This is a genomic window from Thermococcus camini (genome assembly GCF_904067545.1).
Lineage (GTDB): Archaea > Methanobacteriota_B > Thermococci > Thermococcales > Thermococcaceae > Thermococcus > Thermococcus camini.
In genome coordinates this window covers 1,357,947-1,381,496 of sequence record NZ_LR881183.1, presented here as the reverse complement: position 1 = coordinate 1,381,496, position 23,550 = coordinate 1,357,947, and the positions used below count along the sequence as shown (strand labels likewise).

The window sequence follows — 23,550 nt, the reverse complement described above, 5'->3', positions numbered from 1 at the left end:
TTACGAGAAGTACAAGCCGACCCCCTTGGTCAAACTCTCAGCCGAGAGGGGGGATGTCTTTTGCCAAGCTGGAGTTCTTTAACCCCTTCAGTAGGAGCATAAAGGACAGGGCCGTTTTTAACATGCTTATGAAGGCCCTGGAACGCGGGGACATCAAAGGAAAGCCCCTTTTTGAGGCAACCTCCGGCAACGTCGGGATTTCTCTGGCGGCTTTGAGCAACGTTTTTGGCATCGAGTTCAGGGCATATCTGCCGAATCCAACGCCCAAGGCCACGCAGGTTCTCCTGAGGGTTCTCGGTGCTGAAGTCGTCATGACCGAGTTTGAGACCATAGATCCGACGATGGTGCGCTTTGTGGAGGAAGAAGCCAGAAAAGCCGGCGCGGTGAACCTGAACCAGTTCGAAAACGACGACAACTTTCTGGCTCACCGCTTCACCGCCAGGGAGATAGAGGAACAGCTGAGGAGCATAGGGAAAACCCCCGACGTCATAATAGCAGGCATAGGCACTTCGGGCCACATAGCAGGCATAGCGAGCTACTTCAAGGAGCGCTACGACACGCAGGTTATCGGCGTCGTTCCAGCGAAGGGTGAGAAGATACCCGGCATCAAGAGACTTGAGACGAAGCCCAAGTGGTACTTCCAGGTTGAGATAGACAGGGTCGTGGAGATAACGAGAAAAGAGGCCATCGAAGGAGCCATCCGCGTTGCCAGAAGCGACGGCCTTCTCATAGGCCTAAGCTCCGGTGCCGTTTTCAGGGCCTATGAGAAGATCGCCGGAGAACTCGGCGAGAAGACCTACGTCCTCATCTTCCCGGACGATGGGTTTAAATACGTGGAGGTATTTGAGAGCTATCTGGGGATGACATGAAGCGACTTGCCCTTGCCACTCTCCTTCTTTCAATCAATGGAGTACTGCTACTGTACTACGCATATTCCTGGGGCTCCCTGGTTTACCTGGCCTTCGCCCTCCTGAGCCTGGTCCTTGCATACGGGGTGGGGATGGAAAACAGAACTGCAGTGAAGGTGGCGCTCATCTATGCGGCCATCGAGTTTTTCTTCGCCCTGCTGTTCCTTATCGCCGGCAACCTCTTTTCAGCGATCGATGCCGCGATAAGCTTCTTCATACTCCACGACATTCTGGGCTACATCAAGGTGGTGGTACCGGAGGAAGGTGAGGAAGAGTCTGAAGCCGGCGTGGGGGATGGGTGAATTGTCTCTCGTAAACAACTGGGGATGCGGGGAGTGAGAACCGACTCCAAGGCCCTCTGCCTCATCCTTATCGCGGGATTCTTCGCGATACTTGGTTCCACAATGAGCAAGTCCCCAACGCTTCCCCTCTACGCCCAGAGCATAGGGCTCGGAAAGGGAGAAATCGGCCTCGTTGCGGCCGCATCAACCGTGACGGGGATCTTCATAAACTTCACATCGGGCCTTCTCAGCGACCTCTACGGGAGAAAGAAACTCCTTAAGATGAGCGGCTTCGTTTTTCTCAGTGCACCGTTGCTGTACTTTCTTGCGGGCGACGCCTTGAGCCTCGCCCTCGTCAGGGTTTACTACGGCGTCGCGACCGCCATCTTCGTCCCGGTATCCTTTGCCCTGGTCAGCGACCTTTATCCAGATAGGAAGGGCACCTTCATGGGTTTCCTGAGCTCGTCAACCCTCGTCGGCCGCGCCCTTGCCCCAGTCCTCGCGGGGAGCATCATCTACTTCCTTGGGTTTTCCGTCGTCTTCATCCTCTGTTCGCTGACTGGGCTGGCCGTTTTTGTCCTCACCTTCAGATTCCCCGATACAGGAGGTGAACTCAGGAGGTTCGAGTTCACGTTCAGCGGGGAGCTTCTCTTGATTGGCCTCCTAGATGCGGCAGTATACATGGCCTACCAGGGCATAGAAACGTTCCTGCCCCTCTTCTACTACCTTCAGGACAAGGCATGGCTCTCCGGGCTGATACTGACGGTGGAGATAGCCATAATGGCGGTCGTTAAACCCTACGCGGGGTATCTCAGCGATAGGGTTGGCAGGGCGAAGCCGATAGCGGTGGGCATGACGATGGTTGGCCTGGCGATGTTCATGCTTGCCCTCTCGGATTCCCTTCCGCTGGTGGTTCTGGGTGCGGTGGTCTTTTCGGTGGGCGCCTCGATAAGCGAGGCCTCAACGAAGCCCCTGGCCACGGAAGTCTCGAAGCTCCGTGGAACTGCATTAGGCTTTTTGGAGAGCATAAAGGACATTGGCCAGGCGCTGGGGCCGGTCATCATAGGCTTCCTGGGGCTTAAAACCGGCTTCCTAGCGGTGGGAATATTTGGAATCGCCGCGCTGGGAGTGTTTGTTATTAGGGATGTAAATACCCGATAGTGCCTCCTCATACTGCTGAGTGGGAGCAAGCCCCTAAGCCACGTTACTAAATACCATACTCAGGATAACTGGAGCATCACCTCCTGGAGCCATTCAGTCACATCACCGGGACCCACCAAACCTAGAATGAAACCAAACAAAATTATACCAGAAGGCGAACAGGAAAATAAACCCCTTGAACCTGCCTCCAGCTTTTACTCGTGAAATTATTCCAGAAACGCTTTGTCCGTTCCTTCACCGTCTTGAACCAGCGCTCAATACTGTTCCTCGGCCCGAAAGTCACATGAATGTAATCCACCCAGAGTATTAAACGCCGACTTATACCACGGGCCACCATCAACCAGAAAAACCGGCTTATTAACGCAGGACTCTAACACAGCTTTAATGAACTCCCTGGCAGTCCACCAGCTCCTCATGGGAGTGATCCGACCGCGAGAACTCCCTGCTCTCAACATCAATAGCCACCCAGAGGTATCTCTTCTGCCCATTAATCTTAATCACAGTCTCGTCAACCGCGATAAAACTCCTCCGTTTCCTCACCGCCAGTGTTATCGACCGGTAAACTGCTTCCGCGAGTTTTTGGACTGTTTCCCAGACCGTCGTGTGACTGATTCCGAGGATCCTGACAACTTGCCTGTAACTGAGATCCTTCAAGTATAATTCCACCGCCCTGATCTTCTTCTCTACCTGGACTTTATTCTGGCGAAAAGGTTTTAAGGCTGAAACTACCAAGTAAAGAGGGATTACGACTTTTATACGTCATAATCTTTTTACTAAAGATTCGTCAGAAACTTAAACTTAACACCACACCTAACTGCTTATCCTAACAGTATGTGAATTACTATGGAAAACTTTATATGGTTTCTAGGTAATAATTAGATAAAAAATTAATGGAGATGATCTAATGAAAAAGTTTTTAGCATTTGTGGTAATAACATTAATGTTGGCCCTACCACTGACGTCTGCTGCAACTCCTGGGAGGACTTGGTCTAAGGTTAAATGTGCTACTTCATATTCTCCAGACTATTCCATTACTTACAAGGTATGCAATAGTGCAGTGTTAAAATATGTGGGAGCGTATGCCGCAGAAGAAGGTAAATGAGTGTATGTGTTTGGGGTTGCATCAATTGGAGAGGCAATAGCCTCTGAAGGTGATCCTATACCTCTAATCGGGGATCTTGGTGTGAGAGTAGAAGAGATTGGAGGTAACCAATATTTTGCAATATTCTCAGCACCCTACGATTCAGAATATGCTGGGGCATGGCCCCATAGCGGCCCCCATGACTATTCGACGTATAAAAGGGTGGCATGGGACATTTTTAATATAGCAGCCTCACAGATAAGTTCAGACCTTGGAACCATCCTAAATGTAGGGCAGCTTCTAAGGGATTTGGCTGTGGGAGTAAGTAGTAAGTCAGGAGGAGAGAATAAAGATTATGTGGTGGTCCACTGGGATTGGGGATTCTGGAATGGCGCAAAGAGAAACGCAACACACTATTTCCAATTCGACATAAAAGCCCATCCAGGCCATCTTATTGAATTTAAGGTTAAGGACATAGTCAACACGGGCAACCCAGACAGTGCTGTTACTTGGTATGTAATGATAGATGTCCTGCCTAGCCCATCAGACCCCGAGGTTATTTCAATGCAAAGCACTTCTGATAAGATCCTCAATGCTCTGACAGGATTCTATTACAAACTCCGGTACAGGGGAAAAATAGAGAAGTTTTATATTACATACCATGGCCATCGAGTGACAATATATAAAATCCAACCGGATGCATTAAGTGACTATGGGAAAAAGGTTGGACTAGATAAGAGAACGATTCAAAGACTTAAGACTTCCAATAAACCGATATATTTCATCGAGGATCCCGTGGGAGTGAGGGTGAACATAGATGATTAGCATAAAAAAGCTCCTCGCCGTTGGCATTTTCTCTTTTTTGATCGTCCTGTCATTATACTTTGGCTCCCCAAAGGAAGATAAGGGCATCACGGGAGAGCACAGCTTTATCTACACCATGGAGGTGCTTTGTGACAAGTATTTCCCCAACGCTACATGCGATGGGATCGCAGGCTGTGTTGAATACAAAAATGATACTTCCATTGCCTTCCTCAGGGTCAACTACACACTTGTAAGAGTGTGGAATGGCTACGAACCCAGAAATGGCTCTATTTACAGGGTAATCTTCAGGAGGGAAACTCTGAATATTCTTTCCATAGAACCCTCTAACTGGGATGAGATTATAGAAACGCTCTCCATGTGCTCTCCGGGGGACAAAAACGGGGAAGAAACAAAAAGCGAGAAACCGAAGTAATCAGGCGCACCTCTCCCTGTATTCGGTGCTTATCTCGTCCTTCTTCTCGACCGGCTCCTTGACGATTATCCTGGCGTCAACGACGACGGCACCCTTGCCCTTCTCGTAGACGAAGACCGGGTTGAGATCCATCTCCTTGATGTAGTCCCTGAGGTCGTCGACCAGCTCGCTGACCTTGAGGAGGAGGTTGACTATGGCGTCTATGTCGGCCGGCTCCTCGCCCCTCGCCCCGGCGAGAATCGGATAGCTCTTTATCTCCTGGATCATCTTCCTGGCGTCGCGCTCGGTTATCGGCACTATGCGGAAGGTGACGTCCTTGAGAACCTCCACGAAGATTCCGCCGAGGCCGAACATTATTGCATGCCCGAACTGCGGGTCTTCGGTGACGCCTATGATTATCTCCCTTCCGACCTTGAGCATCGGTGCGATGAGGACACCGAGTATCTCGGCGTCCGGGCGGTATTTGCGCGCGTTCTCGTGGATGAGCTCCCACTTCTCCTTCAGCTCCTCGGGGGTCTTTATGTTGAGGAGAACCACCTTGGCATCGCTCTTGTGGAGAATCTGTGGGGACATCAGTTTCATGGCGACGGGATAGCCGATTTCCTCCGCATAACGGAGTGCCTCATCAAGGGTCTTGGCGAGCTTTTCCTCCGGAACCGGGAGTCCGTAGGCTTTGAGAACCTGCTTTGCCTCGTACTCAACGAGCGAAGTCCTTCCGGACTTCAAAACCTCTTCAATAACTTTAAGGGCTTCCTCCTTCATGATACCACCACCGGAAGATTGGGGGATTAGGCCCCCCTCCTGAGGTATTCAGCATACTTAACAAGGCCCGCCAGGGCTCTAACTCCCCTCTCGGGGGTCGGGTAAACTGGAACCCCCTTGTCCTCCAGGAGCCTTGCGTAGTGGTCGGTCTTTTTACCACCCATGGCAACGGCAACGATCGGCTTGTCGCTCTTCTTCTGGTACTCCGCTAGGATGTCGATTATCTTCTCCTCCTCAAGGAGTGGGACCTGGAAGAGGACTATGACGAGGATAGCATCGACGTTCGGGTCATTGACGAAGCCCTCGATGGCGATCCTATACCTCTCGGCGTCGGTGTCGCCGACGACGTCGGTCGGGTTGCCAGCTACGGCGTGCGGCGGGAAGTTCTCCCTCAGGTACTTGAGGGTCTCCTCGCTGAGGTCGGCCATCCTGAGGCCGAACTTAGCAACGGCGTCGCTGGCCATGACGCCCGCTCCACCGCCATCGGTGATGATGCCTATCCTGTCGCCCTTCGGGAGCTTGTCCTTAAGCGCGGCAAAGGCCTTTGCGAGGTCGAACATGTGCTCGAAGTCCTCAGCGCGGATTATTCCGGTCTGCTTGAAGACGGCATCGTAAATAGTGTCGGCTCCAGCCAATGAACCCGTGTGAGAAGAGGCCGCCTTGGCACCGTACTCGGTCCTTCCGCTCTTGAGGGCTATGACCGGCTTGACCTTGGTTATCCTCTTTGCTGCTTCAATGAACTTCCTACCCTCCTTGACGCCCTCGATGTAGAAGGTGACGACGTTTATGCCGTCGTCGTGGATGAAGTAGTCCATTAAATCGGCATCATCAACGTCAAGCTTGTTGCCGTAGCTGACCATCTTACCTATTCCTATGCCCGCCATGGCCGCCCAGTCGAGCATGGCTGCCGCGAATGCTCCGCTCTGGCTGACGAAGGCTATCGGTCCACTCTTCGGCCTGTCCATCTTGCTCTCGGGCAGGAAGACGGTGTCAACACCTGTGTCCGGAACGTAAACACCGACACAGTTCGGGCCGATGACCCTTATCCCGTTCTCCCTTGCTATCTCAAGGATCTCGCGCTCCAGCTTCTTTCCTTCCTCACCGAGCTCACCGAAGCCGCCGGTGATGATGATAACTGACTTTATTCCCTTTTTCGCTATCTGCCTCATTGTGTCTGGAACGAAAGGGGCCGGAATCGAAATGACCGCCAGGTCCGTGTCCTCTGGGAGCTCTTCGACACTCTTGTAGACCTTGTAACCCTCTATCTCGTCGAGCTTGGGGTTAACTGGGTATATGTTGCCCTTGAAGATTCCGCGCTCCTTGTTCATCTTGAAGTTCTCAAAGATGACGTTTCCAACTTTACCCTTCTTGTTGGTTGCGCCGATGATAGCGACCGCCTTCGGGTCGAAGAAGGGCCTCATTTCCTCAACTATCTTTTCCGCCATTGGTATCCCTCCGCCAGAAACTGCTTCTCGCAAGAACTTCATTTTAAATGTATAAAAGAGTTGCGTTTTGTAAAAATGGGACGCCAATGAACTGAAACGTCCATCAATGCAGGCTTTTCAAAAATTCGAGGCTTCTCCTGGCAGATTCGATGTCGTTGACTTCAAGCGCCCACGTCACCCTTGGGAGCTTTGGCAGCACCCTGACCCAGGGGACAGTTCCATCGCCCAGGGCCAGGTGCTCGTCTTTATCCCCGGAGTTGTCGTGGAGGTGGACGTGGACGATTTTATCCCCAAAGAGATCGAGGAAACGTTCAAAGTTCCTCGTTGTGGTGTTCAGGTGCCCAACGTCGAAAGTCACCCCTATATCGACGTCATCGAGTATTTCCCACAGCCTCTCACAGGTTTGCGCATCGAGGATTGGAAAGCGGGGCATGTTCTCGACGCCAATCTTTATTCCGTATTCAAGCCCCCACTCGGAGATTTTCCTCAGGGATTTTCTGTGTATCTCCAGGTACTTTCTCCTGTTCTTCACGCTGACCGGCGAGCAGTGCCCGGGGTGTATCGTGACGGAGAGTGCGTCGAGCTCGGCCGCCAGTTCGATTGTTTCATGGATTATCTCCAGCGAGATTCTCCTCAGCCTGTCGTTGAAGGAGCCTATGTTGACGTCGCTGAAGGGTGCATGGACCGTTCTTTTCATGCCCCAGCTGTCAAGAACCTCGGCGAAGAGGCGGTAGCTGTTCCCCGTCAGGTAGTGGGGCCATTCACTCAGGATCTCAACGAAATCAAAGCCAAGCTTTTTCGCCCTGCCCACCCATTCCTCAAATCCGAGGAGGTTTCTTCCGGGATAGGCCGTCATGGAGAGACCTATCATTCAACCACCCACCATGAGCTTGGCCATCAGTACAACGTATATCGTGCCGAATATATCGCTGTTGTTCGAGATGAGCGGTATCGCCACGTGGTCGGGGTCTATGTTCTTCCTGAAGAGGAAGTAGGAGACCGTGTACGAGTAGAGCATGATGAACAGTACCATGAACGGATACGTGAGAACCACCAACCACGCGGAGCCCGGAACCGTCATCCCGGTAGTCAGCTTCACCAGGGCGATACCTATGAGGAGCTTCGTCGCTCCAATGATGGGCGCCGTCGTGAAGAGCGCCAGGATGTCTGTGAGGGGCTTCCAGCAGACGAAGCTCTCTATCTCACCGAGGTGGAGCTTGGTAGAGGTTTTTGCAGCTATTATAGAGCCATAGTTTCCAAAGCTGCTGAGGAGAGAGGGGTATATGAAGCTCAGTATAACCGACGCCTGGATTATCCCGCTGAACCTCGCGAGTATTGAACCCGATACCGTCGAGAGGAGCGCCAGCCCGGTTATCGTTATGAAGACCTGCTTGAGCTCAACGAACTCCGCCTTCCTGACCCGGCTTATAGCAGCCACGGCGGCAAAGAGAGCCAGCACCGCGTAGTTGAAGAGCCTGAATCCCTCCGGCGAGTGCTCAATGAGGAGGATGAACAGCACCAGTGAAGGAACAGTTAGGAAATCGCCCATTGAAGCGACCAGCGGTGCTGCAACGCTGTCCGGGTCGGTACCGCGCTTGAACGCGAATATCGTGACGAAGGAGGTGAAGTAGCCGAGGATGAAGGACACGAGTATCGTGGAGGTGACCACTATGAGGAGGACGTCAAGGGCGTTCTTCTTTACCCCAGTGGCAACACCTATGGCCCACAGCAGGACTATCGGGATGAGCGAGATGAGCATCCGCAGGACTATCTCCTTGAGAACCTTCCTGTCCCGAAGGGAGGGTTCGAGGTCACCGAGGTAGAGCATGGTCGAGAAGCGCGATGCCATCGAGCCGAAAACGTTGCCGCGAAGGCCCATTATGCCCGGTAGGACCACCAGAAGACCTGGAAACTGGGTTCTCATGATCTCGAAGTACTTACCCAGAAACGTACCGCCGAACAGGCCGAATATCTGGGAGGTGAACAGGGACGGTAGCGTAACCCTGTAGGCTTCCTTGACCTTTTCCCTCAGCTCCCCCGTAATCTCGCCGATCACTGCCATCACTCTCCATAGCCCTCACCCCATGGGCATTGACCTTTGAAGGTTTAAAGTTTTCGAAGGCGAAAACTAAATAAGATTTCCCATCTTTCCCCACATCGGTGAGAGCCGGGTGGAAGAGTGGGACGAAATCGAGGTTCCAAGGAACGTTAAGGATATCTTCGTTGAAATGAAGAACACCGCAGAGCTGATGGTTGATCTGGCATACTCTTCGATACTCTTCAACGAGGAGGAGATGGCCGAGGAGGTGCTCGAACTCGAGGAGTACCTCGATTTGCTCAACTATCACCTCATGGTCCATGCGGTTCTTGCCGCACGGAGGCCGAAGGAGGCGGAGCAGATAACGTCCATCCTCCACATGGCGCACGCCATAGACGACATGTCCAACGCCGCAGCTGACCTCGCGAAAATGGTCATCGACGGCGTCGAGCTCCACCCCGTCATAACCGAGGCTATTCTCGGCAGCGAGGAGATAATCGGCAAGATTTTTGTCTCGGCCGAGTCTATACTCGTCGGAAAAACGCTGGAGGAGCTGGACCTCGCGGCCAACACCGGCGTCTGGATAGTGGCGGTGAGGCGGGGCAAACGCTGGATTTTTGACCCCGACGGGGACTTCAAAATCTTCCCAGGCGACATACTCATCGGCAGGGGCACGAACACTTCCATAGACTACCTGAAGGAGATAGCGAGGGGCAACATCAAGGTGATGGGCAATGAGTGAGCTTGAGGAGATCAGAAACTGCCTCATAGAGATGAAAGACCTGTCATCGCTCATGGTGGATTTAGCCTTCTCCTCCGTCATGTACAACAGCGAGGACATAGCTGAGGAGGTCTATCTCCTCGAGGAGCGTATGGACGAGCTGACCCTCAAGGTTAAGAAGCTGGCCCTCCTGCTGGCCAAGAAGGAGGACGACCCCCTCAGGCTTCTCAGCGTCATAGACATGGCAGAGATAAACGAGCAGATAAGCGACGCCGCCTATAAAATATCCGACCTCGTGCTGAGGGACGTTGAGCCCCACCCGATAATCAGGAAGATTATGGAGGACACCGAGGAGGAGCTCGGAAGAGTAACGGTTCACAAGGGCTCGGTTCTGCACGGCAGGACACTCGAACAGCTCAAGCTCCCCAGTAAAATAGGAACCAGAATACTGGCAATAAAGCGCGGGAGCAGGTACATCTACAACCCAGGCAGAAACGACACAATACAGGAGGGCGACGTTCTCATAGCGGTTGGCTCCGACCTCGACAAGCTGAGGAAGCTCGCCGGCGAGGAAGTGGAGGAGGAGTGAAAGGCTTTTATGCCCTTCTTCCAACTTTTCCCCATGAAGGTTGGAAGAAAGCACGTCTTTCTCGTCGTTCTAATATTCCTAACTGCGACCGTTGCTTATGCCCTCCACTGGCTCCATCTAAATCCTATTGCTGATCCGGGTGGCCGGGAGGACTTCGACCTTCGGGGCGAGACCCTCACCATCAACGCCTCAACCTTCCCAGCGAGAATTGACAGGTGGGAGCTGATTGGGGCACTGAGGACCTCCTGCGTCGAGACCGACATCAGGGTTTGCCTGGGAATCAGACTCTCCGGGCGTAGGAACGTCGCCGGCACTCAGGTCCGCATCTCGGCCCCGGTGACCGTCGAGGCCCTGCCCCTCAACTCCTCCGTCCAGATCACGCGGGCGGAGGTTAGGGTCCTAGCGTCCGGCAACACCTGGCTCGGCGATGTGATTCCCGACAACTTCGTGGGGTTCCCCGTTTTCAAGTCCCTCGACGGGCCGTTCCGGGTGGAGGCCAGGTCGTGTGGTGATCCCAACGAGGTGGGCTGCATGGTCGCCACACCCAACGAACCGGCATGGGGGCGGAGACTGCTCTTTGAGGCGTGGCCGGACTTCATAGTGAACGGAAACCCGCCGGCTTACTCGGGTAATGTTACCTTCGTGGTAGCGGTCGAGTACGAGGTCAGAACCGGCCTCTTCACTGCAGAAAAAAGGTGGGTGAGGCTGGAGTTCCCCTTGAGGCTTGAACTCCACGACGTTGGGACGGGCACTACCTGACGTCCCCGTCCCCAACTAAGCCCTTCGCGTAGGGGCAGAGCTCTCTGAGGGGGCACTCATTGCACTTCGGCTTTATTGGTTTGCATATTGACCTCCCGTGGTCCACCATTGCGTGGTTCACGTAAATCCACTTCTCGTAGGGAATCAGCTTTGCAAGATACTCCTCAACCTTCTCCGGCTGAACGCGCGGCGGAGCTAAACCAAGTCGCTTGCTTATCCTGTTCACGTGTGTATCCACTGGAATGGCCTGCCTTCCGAAGCCATAAGCTAAGACTATGTTGGCGCACTTTCTTCCGATTCCAGGAAGCTCCATCAGCTTTCTAATGTCATCTGGAACCTTTCCGCCGTACTTTTCGAGGATTATCTGCGAGACCTTGACAATCCACTCGCCCTTGGTCTTCCAGAGGCCGACCCCGTTCTTCCTTAGAAACTCCTGCATCTCCTCAACCGGTGTTTTTGCTATCGTCTCGATGTCGTGATACTTCTTGAATAACTCCTCCCAGACGCGGTAAGTTACCTCGTCCCTCATGCGCTGTGAGATTATGCAGTGGACTAAGGTCCTGTAGGGGTCGCCGATGAGGAGCTTTTCCCTGGGGTGCGTCTCCATCAGAATCTCGACGATTCTCTCCGCACGCTTTCTCTTCTCCTCCCAGCTTTCATCGAAGGTGAACTTTTCAAGGCTTAACGAGCCTGATTTTTCTTTCTCCATGGATTATCACCACCTTTCCTTTGGAAACCCTAACTTTGTTAAGGTCCTCGAACTCATCGCTATAAATCTTTTGCCAGTCCTGGTTCAGAATCAGAACCTCTCTCTCGAGCACAACAACGAAGCCACCATCGAAGGGGATTACATCATTAACCGGTTCATCGAACTCAAAATCAACGACTTCAACCTCCCCATGCGAGAACTCTATCCTCGTGTTTCTTCTGACTTTCAGCGGCGAGGGCTCCGCGAGGACGACCTTGAATCGGAGGGGCTTTCCGAGGAGCTCCACTTCGATTTCCTCACCTGTCCTGAGTTCTTCTCCCATGAGCTTGCCCTTTATGACCTCGCTGAAATCGGCCGGCAGCTCGGCCTCGAAGAGGGGCTTGAGAACCAGCCGCATCTTATCACCCGTGAGTACTCTGAGGGAAGGTTTATAAGGATGACATATCGAACGATATATCGGTGGAGAAAATGGAGCGCCCAAGTTTTCGCGGTCATATGAAGGTACTTATCCTCGACCTCCTCCGGGAGCCGATGCACGGCTACGGCATAATGGCGGAGCTGGAAGAAAGGTACGGTATGAAGCTCAGCGCTGGCACGGTCTATCCAATCCTCGCGTCCCTGAAGAGGAGTGGGCTCATTGAGGTGGCCGGCAGGGGGGAGAGGGAGAAAAAAACCTACGTGATCACCGAGAAGGGACTGGAGTACCTCTCAGAGCACGCGGAAGAGCTAATTGAGGCAAAACGAAGAATGCGCGCCTACAAGGCATTCCTTGAGCTGGGGGGCGACGAGCTGAAGGCCGCCTTTAGGGAGCTCTTTGAGTCGATGGATGACCTGACGGACGAGCAGAGGGAGGAGATCAAGGAGCTGTTCACCGGCTGCGCGAAGAAACTCAGGCTGATTCTACTTGGAGGTGGACGGTATGAACGCGATTGAGGTTGAGAACCTGGTGAAGAAGTACGGGGATTTTGAAGCCGTTAAGGGAATATCCTTCAACGTGAGACGGGGCGAGATATTTGCCTTTCTGGGTCCCAACGGGGCCGGGAAGACCACAACCGTCCACGTCCTCACTACATTGTTGAAGCCGACGGCCGGAAAGGCCATAGTTGCCGGTCATGACGTCGTTAAGGAGCCGATAGCGGTTAGGAAGAAGATAGGCATAGTCTTTCAGGATCCGAGCGTTGATAGAGAGCTTACCGCCTATGAGAACATGCTCATCCACGGCAGGATATACGGCCTGAGTGGAAACGAACTGAAGGAAAAAATCGAGCGCCTCCTCAAGTTCGTCGAGCTCTGGGAGTTCAAGGACAGGCCCCTTAAGTTCTTCTCCGGCGGAATGCAGAGAAGGCTTGAGATAGCGCGCTCCCTTCTTCACGAGCCCGAAATACTGTTCCTCGATGAGCCCACGATAGGCCTCGACCCGCAGACCAGGGCCCACATCTGGGACTACATAAGGGCCATGAAGGAAGAGCACAACATGACGATTTTCCTCACGACGCACTACATGGACGAGGCGGAGCAGTTAGCTGACAGGATAGCGATAATGGACCACGGAAAGATAATCGCCGAAGGAACGGCTGAAGAGCTGAAGAAACTTGTCGGCAACGACATAATCTACCTGAAGCTCCAGGCAAGGGAGGACCTCAAGTGCCTCAAAGCGGATTTCATCAAGGGCTGCAGGCTTTTACCCGACGGGAGGGTTCGCCTTGACGTGGACAACGCCGCTGAAGCCCTTCCCAGGCTCTTCGAGCTGGCAAAGGAATCGGGTGTCAAAATCCTTGAGGTCACCTATCACCGGCCGACGCTCAACGACGTCTTCCTACATCTGACGGGCAGAGAGATCAGGGACGAAGGCGGTGAGGGAAACGTGGCAAGGATGATAATGAAAGCCCGTATGAGGAGGTGATGGCATGCAGGTCTTTTTCACCATGATATACCGCGAGCTGAAGCGCTTTTCCCGCTCACGGGCGAGGGTCATTGGGAGCATAATCAATCCTCTCATCTGGCTCATATTCTTCGGAAAGGGCTGGAGCGGTGTCTTCGACAACCCGTTTGCGTCTCAAATATTCGGCGGCGTTGACTACATGACCTACCTCGTGCCGGGAATAATAGCGATGACCGTCTTCAACATGAGCTTCATGCAGGGCATAACGCTCATCTGGGACAAGCAGTTCGGCTTCCTGAAGGAGATTTTGGTAGCTCCCGCGAGCAGGACCGAGGCAATACTCGGCAGGATCACCGGGGGAGCGCTCATGGCCATGATACAGGGCGCCATAATCCTGATCCTCAGCTTCGCCCTCGCCGACCTCAAAGTGAGCGGAATCCTTCCTGCTCTCGGCCTTAGCTTCCTGGTGGGCCTCGCCATAGCCGGAATGGGGGTTGCAATAGCCCTCAAGATGAGCAGCATGGAAGGCTTCCAGATGATCGTCATGATGATAATGCTCCCCATGACCTTCCTCAGCGGAGCCTTCTATCCGGTAAAGACGATGCCCGAGTGGATGCAGTGGCTGGCCAAGGTGAACCCGCTGACCTACGCGGTAGACGGTTCCCGCTACTACCTGGCCGGGGTTGAGCCGGCCTTTGGAATCGCAACGGACTGGGTCGTGCTCATGGGTCTGGCGGCGCTGTTCGCTGGGGTTGCCGCTCTCAGCTTCAGGAAGGCGACGATAGACTGAGGTGAGGAAAGATGAAGAAGCAGGTCCTGACGATGCTCTGCGTGGCCCTCGCGGGCCTCATCTTCATTCCCACGGTCTTTTTCAACCGACCCCTCCTTGCCCTGACCGGGGCGTTCTTCGACTGGCTTCCACTACCGACGGGCTGGATGAAATCGGGAGGGGAACTCAACAGGACATTCCTGAAGTTACACGTGGCTGTGACGCTCGTGGCCTATGTGATATTCGTCGGGTGGCTCGTAACAGGAACGGCCACGGTGGGCTTTGCCTTCCTCGAGGTCTGGTGGGTGGCGGTAATCTTCGGCGTGCTGATAGGCTACTGAAGTTTGTATTCTCTCGAAATCTTTCTAGCTTTTGAACGTTTTAATTACCCCGAAGGAAAATGAACTGTGAGGTTCTTCCGTTATAGCGCTCACAGTTGGCGTCCCTTTCTTTGGAATCTACCCCACATATCCCTCGGCGCCCACTTCCCCCTGAAATCCTTCGCGGTGCTCTACGCGATTATAATGGTTTCTCAGTTCAGGGGTGCTTACAGAGGCCCAATGAGAAAACAGGAATTGACTGAACGCGATACCCTTAAATCTCGAAGCGCGTAGGAAGGACAGTGAGTTCGATGGCGGAAGAGGCCGAAGTGGGGGGAGAAGTCTCCAGAAGGGAGGAACTGGAGGAGCTTGAAGAGGCCCTTGGCATAGCTGACCATGTCCATAAGGTCTTCGTGATGGCGCTGATAGTTTCCACCATACTCACCGGAGTCATATGGATTTATGAGAGGACGGTTCATTCGAAAGCGGTTCCGATTCCCCTCGAGATACAGGCGATGGTGATCTTCCTTATTGCCTTCGCCGCGACCTTCTACATAACCAACGCGAGAACGATGAAGCACGGCTACGCAGTCACCGGAGCCGTTTTGCTGTTCCTGGCTCTCTGGGGTGTTGAGGCGGTTCTCAGCAGGGTCGAATCGGCGGAGGAAAGGGTGCTCATAGTCTCATCCCTCGCCCTTGGAATCGTAGGGCACGTTCTCTACTCTAACAGAAAACTAATGGAGCGGGTCGAGTGGCTCCTGATGCTGCTCCTCGGCGGAGTTTTAATCGCCGTGCTCCTCGTCTGGCTGTTCACCCTTCAAGCAGGTTCTTGAAGCGTTCGTAGCTGATCTTGAACGCCTCCAGGACGGGGAGCTTTTCACCGGCGAAGAAGCTGAGCATCGCGCCGCCGCCGGTGGAGACGTGGCTTATGCCCGTTATGTTGTGCTGGTATATGCTCGCTATCGAGTGGCCTCCCCCCACTATGCTGAAGGCGGAGCTTTCTCCTATCGCCCTGAAGACGCCGACGGTTCCTACCGCGAACTCCTCGCGCTCGAAGACCCCCATAGGCCCGTTGGCGACTATTATCCTTGCCCCCATGAGCACCTCGCGGTACTTCTCAACGGTCCTTGAACCTACGTCGAGTATGGGATACTCGTCGAACAGCCATTTCTCCTCGCTCAGCAGGTCAACCTCGACGCGCTCCCCCCTGTAATCAACGGCGAAATCAACGGGGGTTCTCACGTAGGGGTAGAACTCGTTGAGTATCTCCTCTGCCCAGTCCACCAGTTCGAGAAGGCCCTTTTTCTCCATAAACTCCAGGTTGGCATCGCCGAGGTGGAAGCCCTTGGCGAGGGTGAACACGTGACCTACCAGCCCGCCGGTGAGTATGACCTCGGCCCTGCCGTTCCTTAGAACGTTCTCGGCAACGCGGAGCGAGTCGTCAACCTTTGCACCGCCGAGCACGTAGACCCTCGGCCTCTCTCCGGTATTGTATGCTCGGGTAAGGGCATTAATCTCCCTTTCCATGAGGAAGCCCATAATCATGGGCTTCAATCTTGCGAAGCCCACCAGGGAAGGCTGGGAGCGGTGAGTCGCTGCGAAGGCATCGTTCACGACGTAATCTATCAGAGGTGCAAGTTTTCTCACGAAAAAAGTTTTCTCGCAATCATCAATGGGCTTGTATTTGACCTCTTCCGCGGCGAAGCGGAGGTTCTCTAACATGACTGCCTCGCCGGGCTTTAGGGCTTTTATCTTCTCGCGGGCGTATTTTCCAAAGATATCCTCAACGTACTCGACCTCCTGGCCGAGCAGCCCGCTCAGTATCTCGGCGTGCTGCTCCGTGGTTATGTAGTCGCCCTTGTAGGGCTTGCTCTGGTGCGTCCCTATGACGAGTTTGGCCCCGTGCTCGAGGAGGTATATTATCGTCGGGAGAACCGCTCTAAACCTGGCGTCGCTGATTATTTTCCCGTCAGTGGCTGGCGAATTTAGGTCTGCCCTCAGAAAGACGGTTTTTCCGTGATAGTCAAAGTCGGTGAGCCTGAACATTCCATCACCGCGTGGGTGTTAAATCGGCGGGGTTAAAAACTTATTTTGAACACCTGCGGTGATAAGGCCTTTCCAGGGAAAGAAATTTATAAAATAAAGACGAAAGAACCGTGATAATAGACTTCACTTTCATGGGTGAGACTGATGCCGTGGACCCCGGATTTAATAAGGCTGACACCCAGGGAAACGCTTGTTGGAGACGTAATCGAGCTGCTGAAGAGAATGGGCTTCAGGGACTACGAGAGGGTGGCGGGCAGGAAGGAGTGGGGAATAGACGTCGTGGCAATAAGGGACGACCCCATAGCGGGGATCGAAAAGGTTGTTCTGGCGATTCATCCCAAGGGGCTGGCCTCTTCAAGGGACATCAACGTCTTTGCAGACCTGGTGGACAAATACAAGGCGGATAAGGGGATACTGATATCCCCCGCGGGATTCACGAAGGACGCCAAGGTTCTGATATCCAGGGAGCACCGAGGGAGGGTGGTTCCGTGGGACGGCGAGAAGCTCGCCTCCCTGTTCAACAACTACCGGATGGAACCGCCCGCCGATCTTGTGGAGCGGCTTAAGGCTGAGACGGAGGCAGGGGAAGAAAAAGGCCCCCTGGAGGAGTTCGAGCTCGATGCCCCGCTTCTCCATGACTTTTCACCAGAGGCCGTGCTGAGGAAGGTGGCCTCGTTCGCGGCTTCCAAATACCCCGTGAAGCCGGAGGAGGTGAAGCTCGAATCCATCGCGGTCTCCCTCTCCAGTGCGTACATATTCTCCTGGTCCGTCGAAGGGGATGAGGAGAAGGACAAGGCGGTGGTGTTCTCGGAGGATCGTATAGTCCTCAGGGCAACGCAGGACAAGAACCTGAGCGTTCCCGTAACCAAGGCCCTCCTGAACGACGGCTCGGTTATTCGCGCCACGGAGCGGGAGGTGGAGGTTCCCCTAAGCCCAAGCGAGGCGGTCTTTGTCCTTAAAGCCGTCGCCGCAAAGGAGCTCGGCGTTCCCGAGGGCAGGGTGACCATTCACGAGAGGAAGAAGGTCTACGTTCCCAAAGAGGCTAGACTCGAGGTTCGGGTGGGTGAAAACCTGGCCGGGGCCAGGGTCGATCTGGAGCGCGGAGAGGTAACCTTCGAGATGAACCCCCTGCCGGATGACCACTTCGCTGAGAGGATCCGGGACATCGTTCGGAAGCAGACTGGGGAGGAGATCCGCGAGTACGAGCTCAAGAGAACAAACGGAAAGGTTAAGGCATCTGGAAAGACGGAGCGCTTCTCATTTGAGGCCCAGTTCAACGGCTACACAGGCAGGCTTCTTGGTATGGAGGCTCTCATGAGCGACGACGCCCTCAGCGAACTACTGAGAAACGCCTATCCTCAGGGCAGGGTCATCAACCTCGAGAAGGGCAAGAAAGCCGCCATCGCGGACATACTCCTTGATGCAGGTGTGGTCGTTGTCAGCGTCGATCTCACCGACGGCAGCTACGAGGAGGCCAGGAGGCTCCCATCACCCGAAGACGCCTTCGAAAACGCCAGGACTGTCATAGAGGGCAACTTTCCGCTGAGAGGCCTGGCTATGAAATCATACCGTGTGCTGGAGCACAAGTACCTGGAGCTGGTTCTTGAGAGCGTCGATGGAAAGGCCGTCGTGAAGGTGGACGGCTCCACGGGGGACGTCCTCGATTACCTCGTCGAGGTGACGCCCGACAGGGCAAAGGAGATAGTCTCCGGGAAGTATCCCGACTTTGAGATAAAGTCCATCGAGGGCACAGAAACCGAATACACCGTTACCGCCGAGAACGACCGCCACATGGTAACCGTCAGGGTCAGCAGGGACGGCAAGCTCATCGAGGAGACGGACCGAGTTCTGAGGAGGGACCTTGCCGAGAGGATGGCCGCCGAGGCCGCGAAGGAGATAGACGAGGAGGCTGTGATAAGATCCATAACGCTCAACGAGAACTGGGAGGTCGAATTCGCCGGAAGAACGAAGGTTGGAAGGTTCGTCCTTCACAGAACCACGGGAGAAGTTCTGAAGAGCGACGTCCGCTTCACGGAGATGGCGATAAAGGAATCATACCTCTCGCATGTGATGGAGAAATACAAGGAAGAACGGCCCGCGGTGGAGCGCCTCGTCCTCTACGAGGAGAGGGGCTACGTCCACATCAAGGTGGCGGGGAAGGAGACCCTTTACTACGCGAGAATAGACACAAGAACCGGGAGGATAATAAGTGAAGACAGGGCGCCGACAAAGGGAATAACGGCAAAGCTGAAGCAGCTTCAGCTGGACAGCAGATACAAGTGATCAGGCCATCAGCATGCTTTCTATCATCCTGATGGCTTCCATTATCTTTCTCTCGGGCTTTTCTTCGTTCTTCGGTATTTCGAGGTTTATGACGAGCCGCTCCTCCTTGTCGTCCTCAAAGTCGTATATCTCCAGCTCCTCCACTTCGACGTCCTCAAAGATGCTCTCCAGCTCCGGGCTGATGATTTTCTTGTCGTTGCCGTAGACCTCGACCCTAACAACGTCGTCCGTCGTTGAGGCGACGACGACTATGTCGTAGGCGCCGACCTTCTTGACGAAGCGCAGCGCACTCCCGTAACCCTCCACTTCCTCCTTGAAGCCGAGCTGGCGCATCGTGCTCCTTATTGCCTCCGTCTTGCTCTTTATCCTGTTGAGAATCCTCTCACGGAGTTTGTAGCTCTCAAGGAGGGCCTTCTTTATTCCCTCTCCGGCTTCCTCGACGGTACCCTCCCATATGCCGGTAACCCGTATGCCGGATGAGGTGGGCTTGAGCTCAATCTTGATGGAATCAACGTCAAAGTCTCGCAGGTCGTCTATTTTAAGCTCGCTGAGCGTGAGAATGTCGAACTCCATCCTCACGATGTTCCCGAAGGCTTTACCTTTGAACTTCACCTTCATCACCATGGGGGGCTTATGGGGACGGTTTAAAAACTCTTCCCCTGATGAAGAAGCCTGCTGGCGGCTTTATCTGACCTTGGCTGTCCCCATGGAAGTGTTCTAGAAAAGAAACTTATCCGGCACCTTCAGTTCGGAGGTGGGACGTTTGGAAGAGAAAATTGAAAGAGGAGATGTCACTTCCTCTTCCTGAGAAGAACCGGGAGGAGTGCAAGGCCCACGATGAAGGCCGGGCCGCAGGTGCTTCCCCCGCTCTCAGTGGTCGTCTGGCTCGGGCTGGTAGTTGCACTTCCGCCGACGGTGTAGGTCGCCTCGCCGGTGTTGTCATAGAAGTCGGTCGCGATCACCTTTATGGTGAACTCGGTTGCATCAACGCCCGGGATCTCGGTGTAGTATGTTGCATCGACCTCTGCCGGCTTCATCGAGAACGCCGAGTACTCTGCCAGAACCTTGCCGTCGCTGATTACCTGCACCTTCATGTCCCTGATTCCGACGTTGTCGTTGGCGGTGACGTAGACCTTGAACCTCTGTCCCGGCTTGGGCTTGCCCGGCATGAGGTAGCCTATCTTAACCTCCGGAGCCTGGGTGTCGGCTTCCTTGACAACGGTTATCTGGCTGACGCCCTGGGGAACAGTGACGTTGAGGAGCATGTAGTAGGTTCCGCCGATTTCTCTCTCGCCGAGGACGGTGTAGGTTATGTTGGTATGCTCCGGATCAACCTTGGCTCCCGCGGGTATCTCGAGGACGAAGGGCCCGCTGACATCTTCGCCCAGCTCGTTCACGAACCTGACCGCGGTTCCGTCTTCACCGTTCTGCCTGTAAACTATGAACTTCTGCGGTATCGGAAGGGAGCTTATGCCCTCGTGAAGGACGTCGCCGGCGAGCGGGAACTTCACGGTGCCGTTTTCATAGACGTAGATGACCTGCGAGCCGTACCAGCTCGGGGTGGTGTAGCCCCTGCTCTGGTCGGCCTGGCTCGGCGGGTTGCTGGTCTTGTCCGGGGCGCCGGTGGTGGTGACGGTGTAGAACCAGTGCTTCTCGCCGTTCTTGTCGATGTAGAGAACCGGCTTGTCCTTGTGGATGTGCCCGGCAAGGACGAGCCTGACGTTGTACTTCTCGACAAGCTGGAGGAAGGTTCTGGCTATCTCATCGTACTCGCCGTTCTTGCCCTCCCAGTCCCAGCTTATGAACTTGGTCAGGGCGTTCCAGTCACCGTCGTCAAAGGCCGTGTAGCCCTTTATGGTTCCGCCCCACTTGCCGTCGGGGGTGCTGTACCAGAACGGGTGGTGGACGAGGACTATGACCGTCTTGTTGGGGTGGCTCTCAAGCACGTTCTCCATCCACTGGAGCTGCTCAAGCTCGGGGTGCCTCTCCTCGCCCCTGCTGTCGAGGCCTATGATGATGAAGTCCCCGATGACCTCGTAGAAGTACCTGGGGCCAACGTACTTGTTGTAGTAGGTCGGCGGGTGGTCGTGGTTGCCCTTGATGCTTATGAAGGGCATACCGGCGGCGGTGCCGTGGATTATACCCGTGTCAAACATCTTGTATCCTTCGCTGTCGCCGTTGGTATCGACGTCGTCGCCGGTGCTTATTATGAGGTTAACAACGTTCTCGCCGCCCGCTCCAGTCATTGCATAGTACGTCATGAAGCTGTCGTGGGCGGTGTAGCTGTGCATTGCGTAGGGATGCTTGCAGTACTTGAGTATCTCCGGGATGCTCTTCTGGAAGTAGTCCCCGCAGACGAATCCCATCTTTGAGCCGCTGGTGACGTGAAGGTCGCTGCCGTGGGCTATCCTGAGAACCGTTGGGGCGTTCTTCATGACCCACACTCCGTTGGGTATCGTGACCTCGCCCTTGTCGCTCCTGACGACGAGGAAGTAGACGTCCGGAACCGCTTCCTCAGGTATCTTGGCCTTGATGACGCCGTTCTCGGTGCCGACGATTTCAAGGTCATAGGGTCCGTGGAGTATCGAGACTATCTGGAGGGACTGAATTGCAACGCCCTCCGCTGGCTGGATTTCAACGACGTCCCCTGGCTTTCCTATCGCTGGAACTCCCGGGAGCGGCTGAACGAGGATCTCTCCCGGTGCCACGCTGCTTGAAGCGGCCCAGACGGTGCTCACTGGAACCGCCGCTATGGTAAGCAGGGCCACCAAAAGAGCCATAAGCTTGCCTGCCTTCATGGTACCACCAAGAAAAGCTGAAATAAATCGGTTATAAGCTTTCCCTTGTCTGGGGGGCGCTCCTTTACCCACTTCCGTCCAGTGCAGCCCTTATGATCTCCGCCAGCTCCGAGCTCCCCCCGAACCGCCGGTAGGATGAATAGTTCTCGACTATCCTTCCGCGCAGCTTCCTGGCGCCCTCCATCTTCCCGTTCCTCAGGGCAACCTCCAGCCGGGTGAAGTCCACGGCCATCTCCAGGAGGTACCAGTCAGCCCTGCTAAGTGGTTTGGGGGGCAGTCTTCCATCGATGATTCCCTCCGGCTCCAGCGAACACCTCAAAACGGGGGTTTTCCCCAGATGGTCCTCGTGGACTTCCTCGGTGAACATGACCGGCCCGTAAACCCCGGGTAGTCCCCGTATCCACCTGTGCGCCCCCCTGTTCTCGAACTCAAGCTCCACCGGCAGGTTGAGGGCGAGCTTTACGATCAGCTCAACGTCGTTGGTCACCTGAACCGACGCGTATGGATGCCCCCTCAGTTCCTTTGCACTTTTTCCACCAAAGAGCTTGAAAAACAGTTTGTTTCCGCCCCTTACAACGCCCACAGGAGTGGCATTTGACCTCGTGACGAGCAGAACCTCGTAGACCTGCCCCTCGTTGAGGAACTCCAGAAATCCACGCATACGACCACCTAAATGAAATGGGGAAGAAGGTTTAAAGCCTCTGCTTCGGGAGGACGATGATGTCGTCCCTCTCGACGTAGAACGTCACCTGCTGGAGCGGCCTGAGTCCCGCTATCTCCCTGTCGCTGATGGTTCTGGCGATGATCCTGGTGTCCCCGAAGAGACCGACGACCTCGATGAAGAATCCGTAGTACTCGATGAGGTCAACGGTCCCGGTGAATGAGACCGCGTTCTCGACGGGCTTGAGCTTTATCCTCTCGGGCCTGATGACTATGACGACGTCGTCGCTCTTGTCAGTGTAGTAGAGGCCGTCGAGCCTTATGCCCTCGAACTCGACGGAAACGCGATCGCCGTTCCTCTCGACAACCTTGGCCGGGATGACGTTGGTCTTGCCCATGAAGCTGGCGACGAATTCAGTCCTCGGGCTTTCGTATATCTCCTTCGGCGTTCCGACCTGCTCGACGGTTCCGACGTTCATGACGGCAATCCTGTCGCTTATGGCCATCGCCTCCTCCTGGTCGTGGGTGACGTAGATGACGGTAATGCCGAGCTCGCGCTGGATTCTCCTTATCTCAGAGCGCATTTCAAGCCTGAGCTTGGCGTCGAGGTTGCTCAGCGGCTCGTCCAGAAGGAGAACCTTGGGCTCGACGACCAAAGCTCTAGCTATTGCGACACGCTGCTGCTGACCTCCGGAAAGCTGTGTAGGATAGCGGTCCGCGAAGCCCTCGAGCTTGACGAGTTCGAGGGCCCACTCGACCTTCTTCTTTATCTCGTCCTTTGGAAGCTTCTTGAGCTTCAGGCCATAGGCGACGTTGTCAAAGACCGTCATGTGGGGCCACAGGGCGTAGTTCTGGAAGACGAGCACCGCACCGCGCTTGCTGGACGGGAGGTAGGTGACCTCCTCGTCGCCGAAGTGTATTGTTCCGCTGTCCGGGAAGTCCAGGCCGGCTATGATTCTCAGCGTTGTGGACTTTCCACACCCGCTCGGTCCGAGCAGGGTGAAGAGCTCCCCGGCCTTTATATGAAGGTCTATCCCCTTAAGGGCAACCGTTTCTCCGAAGGTTTTGACGATGTTCTCAAGCTTGACATCAACCATCTCA

At 54.6% G+C, this 23,550-nt stretch carries 25 protein-coding genes and 1 pseudogene; 14 read left to right on the top strand and 12 right to left on the bottom strand.

From position 1 onward, the window contains the following. Positions 1–53 precede the first annotated feature (53 nt). From TIRI35C_RS07415 to TIRI35C_RS07405, 3 genes are read left to right on the top strand one after another with little or no spacing between them, the layout of a single operon-like run. A complete protein-coding gene (locus TIRI35C_RS07415) occupies positions 54–869 on the top strand; it encodes a cysteine synthase family protein (RefSeq protein WP_188202344.1) in 816 nt (271 codons plus the stop codon). Further along, positions 866–1,210: a hypothetical protein gene (locus tag TIRI35C_RS07410; RefSeq protein ID WP_188202343.1), complete on the top strand. Its 345-nt coding sequence runs from the start codon at positions 866–868 to the stop codon at positions 1,208–1,210. Before TIRI35C_RS07415 ends, TIRI35C_RS07410 begins: the two co-directional genes overlap by 4 nt. Before the next feature lie 24 nt (positions 1,211–1,234). Then, positions 1,235–2,350: an MFS transporter gene (locus tag TIRI35C_RS07405; protein WP_188202342.1), complete on the top strand. Its 1,116-nt coding sequence runs from the start codon at positions 1,235–1,237 to the stop codon at positions 2,348–2,350. Positions 2,351–2,409: 59 nt separating this feature from the next. On the opposite strand, the pseudogene TIRI35C_RS07400 reads toward TIRI35C_RS07405, so the two are convergent. Continuing rightward, positions 2,410–3,106: pseudogene (locus TIRI35C_RS07400) on the bottom strand (IS6 family transposase). A gap of 346 nt (positions 3,107–3,452) precedes the next feature. Here TIRI35C_RS07400 and TIRI35C_RS07395 point away from each other — a divergent pair. Then, positions 3,453–4,256 carry a hypothetical protein gene (locus tag TIRI35C_RS07395; protein ID WP_188202341.1) on the top strand — a complete coding sequence of 268 codons (804 nt, stop codon included), beginning with the start codon at positions 3,453–3,455 and terminating at the stop codon, positions 4,254–4,256. After that, a complete protein-coding gene (locus TIRI35C_RS07390) occupies positions 4,249–4,668 on the top strand; it encodes a hypothetical protein (protein ID WP_188202340.1) in 420 nt (139 codons plus the stop codon). Before TIRI35C_RS07395 ends, TIRI35C_RS07390 begins: the two co-directional genes overlap by 8 nt. On the opposite strand, the gene TIRI35C_RS07385 is transcribed toward TIRI35C_RS07390, so the two are convergent. The 4 genes from TIRI35C_RS07385 to TIRI35C_RS07370 all read right to left on the bottom strand — a co-directional run bounded on the left by TIRI35C_RS07385 (position 4,669) and on the right by TIRI35C_RS07370 (position 8,937). Beyond that, positions 4,669–5,430, bottom strand: coding sequence for an acetate--CoA ligase family protein (locus tag TIRI35C_RS07385; RefSeq protein WP_188202339.1), 762 nt, complete (start codon positions 5,428–5,430; stop codon positions 4,669–4,671). It lies immediately after the preceding gene. Between the two features lie 26 nt (positions 5,431–5,456). Further along, positions 5,457–6,875 (bottom strand): acetate--CoA ligase family protein, encoded by a 1,419-nt coding sequence (locus TIRI35C_RS07380; protein ID WP_188203125.1) that lies wholly within the window; start codon positions 6,873–6,875, stop codon positions 5,457–5,459. Between the two features lie 103 nt (positions 6,876–6,978). Continuing rightward, positions 6,979–7,746, bottom strand: coding sequence for a sugar phosphate isomerase/epimerase family protein (locus tag TIRI35C_RS07375; RefSeq protein ID WP_188202338.1), 768 nt, complete (start codon positions 7,744–7,746; stop codon positions 6,979–6,981). Beyond that, positions 7,747–8,937 (bottom strand): magnesium transporter, encoded by a 1,191-nt coding sequence (locus TIRI35C_RS07370; RefSeq protein WP_188203124.1) that lies wholly within the window; start codon positions 8,935–8,937, stop codon positions 7,747–7,749. Between the two features lie 109 nt (positions 8,938–9,046). On the opposite strand from TIRI35C_RS07370, the gene TIRI35C_RS07365 reads away from it, so the two are divergent. From TIRI35C_RS07365 to TIRI35C_RS07355, 3 genes are read left to right on the top strand one after another with little or no spacing between them, the layout of a single operon-like run. Further along, positions 9,047–9,655, top strand: coding sequence for a potassium channel family protein (locus tag TIRI35C_RS07365; RefSeq protein ID WP_188202337.1), 609 nt, complete (start codon positions 9,047–9,049; stop codon positions 9,653–9,655). Continuing rightward, positions 9,648–10,223, top strand: a complete 576-nt coding sequence (locus TIRI35C_RS07360) for a potassium channel family protein (RefSeq protein WP_188202336.1) — start codon at positions 9,648–9,650, stop codon at positions 10,221–10,223. The genes TIRI35C_RS07365 and TIRI35C_RS07360 overlap by 8 nt, the downstream gene beginning before the upstream one ends. Before the next feature lie 33 nt (positions 10,224–10,256). Next, a complete protein-coding gene (locus tag TIRI35C_RS07355) occupies positions 10,257–10,982 on the top strand; it encodes a hypothetical protein (protein WP_188202335.1) in 726 nt (241 codons plus the stop codon). Here the strand turns inward: TIRI35C_RS07355 and TIRI35C_RS07350 are convergent. Both TIRI35C_RS07350 and TIRI35C_RS07345 read right to left on the bottom strand, forming a co-directional pair. Continuing rightward, positions 10,975–11,691, bottom strand: a complete 717-nt coding sequence (locus tag TIRI35C_RS07350; RefSeq protein ID WP_188202334.1) for an endonuclease III domain-containing protein — start codon at positions 11,689–11,691, stop codon at positions 10,975–10,977. The genes TIRI35C_RS07355 and TIRI35C_RS07350 overlap by 8 nt on opposite strands. Further along, positions 11,657–12,088, bottom strand: a complete 432-nt coding sequence (locus tag TIRI35C_RS07345; RefSeq protein WP_188202333.1) for a DUF6849 domain-containing protein — start codon at positions 12,086–12,088, stop codon at positions 11,657–11,659. The genes TIRI35C_RS07350 and TIRI35C_RS07345 overlap by 35 nt, the downstream gene beginning before the upstream one ends. Positions 12,089–12,159: 71 nt before the next feature. On the opposite strand from TIRI35C_RS07345, the gene TIRI35C_RS07340 reads away from it, so the two are divergent. The 5 genes from TIRI35C_RS07340 to TIRI35C_RS07320 all read left to right on the top strand — a co-directional run bounded on the left by TIRI35C_RS07340 (position 12,160) and on the right by TIRI35C_RS07320 (position 15,495). Then, on the top strand, positions 12,160–12,624 hold the full coding sequence (locus tag TIRI35C_RS07340) for a PadR family transcriptional regulator (protein ID WP_188203123.1): 465 nt from the start codon (positions 12,160–12,162) through the stop codon (positions 12,622–12,624). Next, complete coding sequence (locus TIRI35C_RS07335) at positions 12,611–13,594, top strand: ATP-binding cassette domain-containing protein (protein ID WP_188202332.1); 984 nt, start codon at positions 12,611–12,613, stop codon at positions 13,592–13,594. The genes TIRI35C_RS07340 and TIRI35C_RS07335 overlap by 14 nt, the downstream gene beginning before the upstream one ends. A gap of 4 nt (positions 13,595–13,598) precedes the next feature. Continuing rightward, positions 13,599–14,363, top strand: coding sequence for an ABC transporter permease (locus TIRI35C_RS07330; protein ID WP_188202331.1), 765 nt, complete (start codon positions 13,599–13,601; stop codon positions 14,361–14,363). A gap of 11 nt (positions 14,364–14,374) precedes the next feature. Continuing rightward, positions 14,375–14,683, top strand: coding sequence for a hypothetical protein (locus TIRI35C_RS07325; RefSeq protein WP_188202330.1), 309 nt, complete (start codon positions 14,375–14,377; stop codon positions 14,681–14,683). 290 nt (positions 14,684–14,973) lie between these two features. After that, a complete protein-coding gene (locus TIRI35C_RS07320) occupies positions 14,974–15,495 on the top strand; it encodes a hypothetical protein (protein ID WP_188203122.1) in 522 nt (173 codons plus the stop codon). On the opposite strand, the gene TIRI35C_RS07315 is transcribed toward TIRI35C_RS07320, so the two are convergent. Next, positions 15,473–16,708 (bottom strand): phosphoglycerate kinase, encoded by a 1,236-nt coding sequence (locus tag TIRI35C_RS07315; RefSeq protein WP_188202329.1) that lies wholly within the window; start codon positions 16,706–16,708, stop codon positions 15,473–15,475. The genes TIRI35C_RS07320 and TIRI35C_RS07315 overlap by 23 nt on opposite strands. 144 nt (positions 16,709–16,852) lie before the next feature. On the opposite strand from TIRI35C_RS07315, the gene TIRI35C_RS07310 reads away from it, so the two are divergent. After that, on the top strand, positions 16,853–18,991 hold the full coding sequence (locus tag TIRI35C_RS07310; RefSeq protein WP_188202328.1) for a restriction endonuclease: 2,139 nt from the start codon (positions 16,853–16,855) through the stop codon (positions 18,989–18,991). Here the strand turns inward: TIRI35C_RS07310 and TIRI35C_RS07305 are convergent, their stop codons facing one another. The 4 genes from TIRI35C_RS07305 to TIRI35C_RS07290 all read right to left on the bottom strand — a co-directional run bounded on the left by TIRI35C_RS07305 (position 18,992) and on the right by TIRI35C_RS07290 (position 23,546). Further along, positions 18,992–19,615: a hypothetical protein gene (locus TIRI35C_RS07305; protein WP_188202327.1), complete on the bottom strand. Its 624-nt coding sequence runs from the start codon at positions 19,613–19,615 to the stop codon at positions 18,992–18,994. Between the two features lie 167 nt (positions 19,616–19,782). Further along, on the bottom strand, positions 19,783–21,789 hold the full coding sequence (locus TIRI35C_RS07300) for a metallophosphoesterase (protein WP_188202326.1): 2,007 nt from the start codon (positions 21,787–21,789) through the stop codon (positions 19,783–19,785). A 64-nt stretch (positions 21,790–21,853) separates the two neighbouring features. Next, positions 21,854–22,450 carry a DUF447 domain-containing protein gene (locus tag TIRI35C_RS07295; protein WP_188202325.1) on the bottom strand — a complete coding sequence of 199 codons (597 nt, stop codon included), beginning with the start codon at positions 22,448–22,450 and terminating at the stop codon, positions 21,854–21,856. A 31-nt stretch (positions 22,451–22,481) separates the two neighbouring features. After that, entirely contained in the window at positions 22,482–23,546 is a 1,065-nt protein-coding gene (locus TIRI35C_RS07290) for an ABC transporter ATP-binding protein (RefSeq protein WP_188202324.1), read from the bottom strand. Positions 23,547–23,550 lie beyond the last annotated feature (4 nt).

What these genes read in the sequence shown, in the direction of transcription:
- TIRI35C_RS07300 (WP_188202326.1), bottom strand. Translation starts at nt 21,789, where the DNA reads ATGAAGGCAGGCAAGCTTATGGCTCTTTTGGTGGCCCTGCTTACCATA.
- TIRI35C_RS07405 (WP_188202342.1), top strand. Translation starts at nt 1,235, where the DNA reads ATGCGGGGAGTGAGAACCGACTCCAAGGCCCTCTGCCTCATCCTTATC.
- TIRI35C_RS07340 (WP_188203123.1), top strand. Translation starts at nt 12,160, where the DNA reads ATGGAGCGCCCAAGTTTTCGCGGTCATATGAAGGTACTTATCCTCGAC.
- TIRI35C_RS07290 (WP_188202324.1), bottom strand. Translation starts at nt 23,546, where the DNA reads ATGGTTGATGTCAAGCTTGAGAACATCGTCAAAACCTTCGGAGAAACG.
- TIRI35C_RS07330 (WP_188202331.1), top strand. Translation starts at nt 13,599, where the DNA reads ATGCAGGTCTTTTTCACCATGATATACCGCGAGCTGAAGCGCTTTTCC.
- TIRI35C_RS07320 (WP_188203122.1), top strand. Translation starts at nt 14,974, where the DNA reads ATGGCGGAAGAGGCCGAAGTGGGGGGAGAAGTCTCCAGAAGGGAGGAA.
- TIRI35C_RS07375 (WP_188202338.1), bottom strand. Translation starts at nt 7,746, where the DNA reads ATGATAGGTCTCTCCATGACGGCCTATCCCGGAAGAAACCTCCTCGGA.
- TIRI35C_RS07315 (WP_188202329.1), bottom strand. Translation starts at nt 16,708, where the DNA reads ATGTTCAGGCTCACCGACTTTGACTATCACGGAAAAACCGTCTTTCTG.
- TIRI35C_RS07310 (WP_188202328.1), top strand. Translation starts at nt 16,853, where the DNA reads ATGCCGTGGACCCCGGATTTAATAAGGCTGACACCCAGGGAAACGCTT.
- TIRI35C_RS07335 (WP_188202332.1), top strand. Translation starts at nt 12,611, where the DNA reads ATGAACGCGATTGAGGTTGAGAACCTGGTGAAGAAGTACGGGGATTTT.
- TIRI35C_RS07410 (WP_188202343.1), top strand. Translation starts at nt 866, where the DNA reads ATGAAGCGACTTGCCCTTGCCACTCTCCTTCTTTCAATCAATGGAGTA.
- TIRI35C_RS07295 (WP_188202325.1), bottom strand. Translation starts at nt 22,450, where the DNA reads ATGCGTGGATTTCTGGAGTTCCTCAACGAGGGGCAGGTCTACGAGGTT.
- TIRI35C_RS07345 (WP_188202333.1), bottom strand. Translation starts at nt 12,088, where the DNA reads ATGCGGCTGGTTCTCAAGCCCCTCTTCGAGGCCGAGCTGCCGGCCGAT.
- TIRI35C_RS07415 (WP_188202344.1), top strand. Translation starts at nt 54, where the DNA reads ATGTCTTTTGCCAAGCTGGAGTTCTTTAACCCCTTCAGTAGGAGCATA.
- TIRI35C_RS07385 (WP_188202339.1), bottom strand. Translation starts at nt 5,430, where the DNA reads ATGAAGGAGGAAGCCCTTAAAGTTATTGAAGAGGTTTTGAAGTCCGGA.
- TIRI35C_RS07325 (WP_188202330.1), top strand. Translation starts at nt 14,375, where the DNA reads ATGAAGAAGCAGGTCCTGACGATGCTCTGCGTGGCCCTCGCGGGCCTC.
- TIRI35C_RS07370 (WP_188203124.1), bottom strand. Translation starts at nt 8,937, where the DNA reads ATGGCAGTGATCGGCGAGATTACGGGGGAGCTGAGGGAAAAGGTCAAG.
- TIRI35C_RS07355 (WP_188202335.1), top strand. Translation starts at nt 10,257, where the DNA reads ATGAAGGTTGGAAGAAAGCACGTCTTTCTCGTCGTTCTAATATTCCTA.
- TIRI35C_RS07390 (WP_188202340.1), top strand. Translation starts at nt 4,249, where the DNA reads ATGATTAGCATAAAAAAGCTCCTCGCCGTTGGCATTTTCTCTTTTTTG.
- TIRI35C_RS07360 (WP_188202336.1), top strand. Translation starts at nt 9,648, where the DNA reads ATGAGTGAGCTTGAGGAGATCAGAAACTGCCTCATAGAGATGAAAGAC.
- TIRI35C_RS07305 (WP_188202327.1), bottom strand. Translation starts at nt 19,615, where the DNA reads ATGGTGATGAAGGTGAAGTTCAAAGGTAAAGCCTTCGGGAACATCGTG.
- TIRI35C_RS07380 (WP_188203125.1), bottom strand. Translation starts at nt 6,875, where the DNA reads ATGGCGGAAAAGATAGTTGAGGAAATGAGGCCCTTCTTCGACCCGAAG.
- TIRI35C_RS07350 (WP_188202334.1), bottom strand. Translation starts at nt 11,691, where the DNA reads ATGGAGAAAGAAAAATCAGGCTCGTTAAGCCTTGAAAAGTTCACCTTC.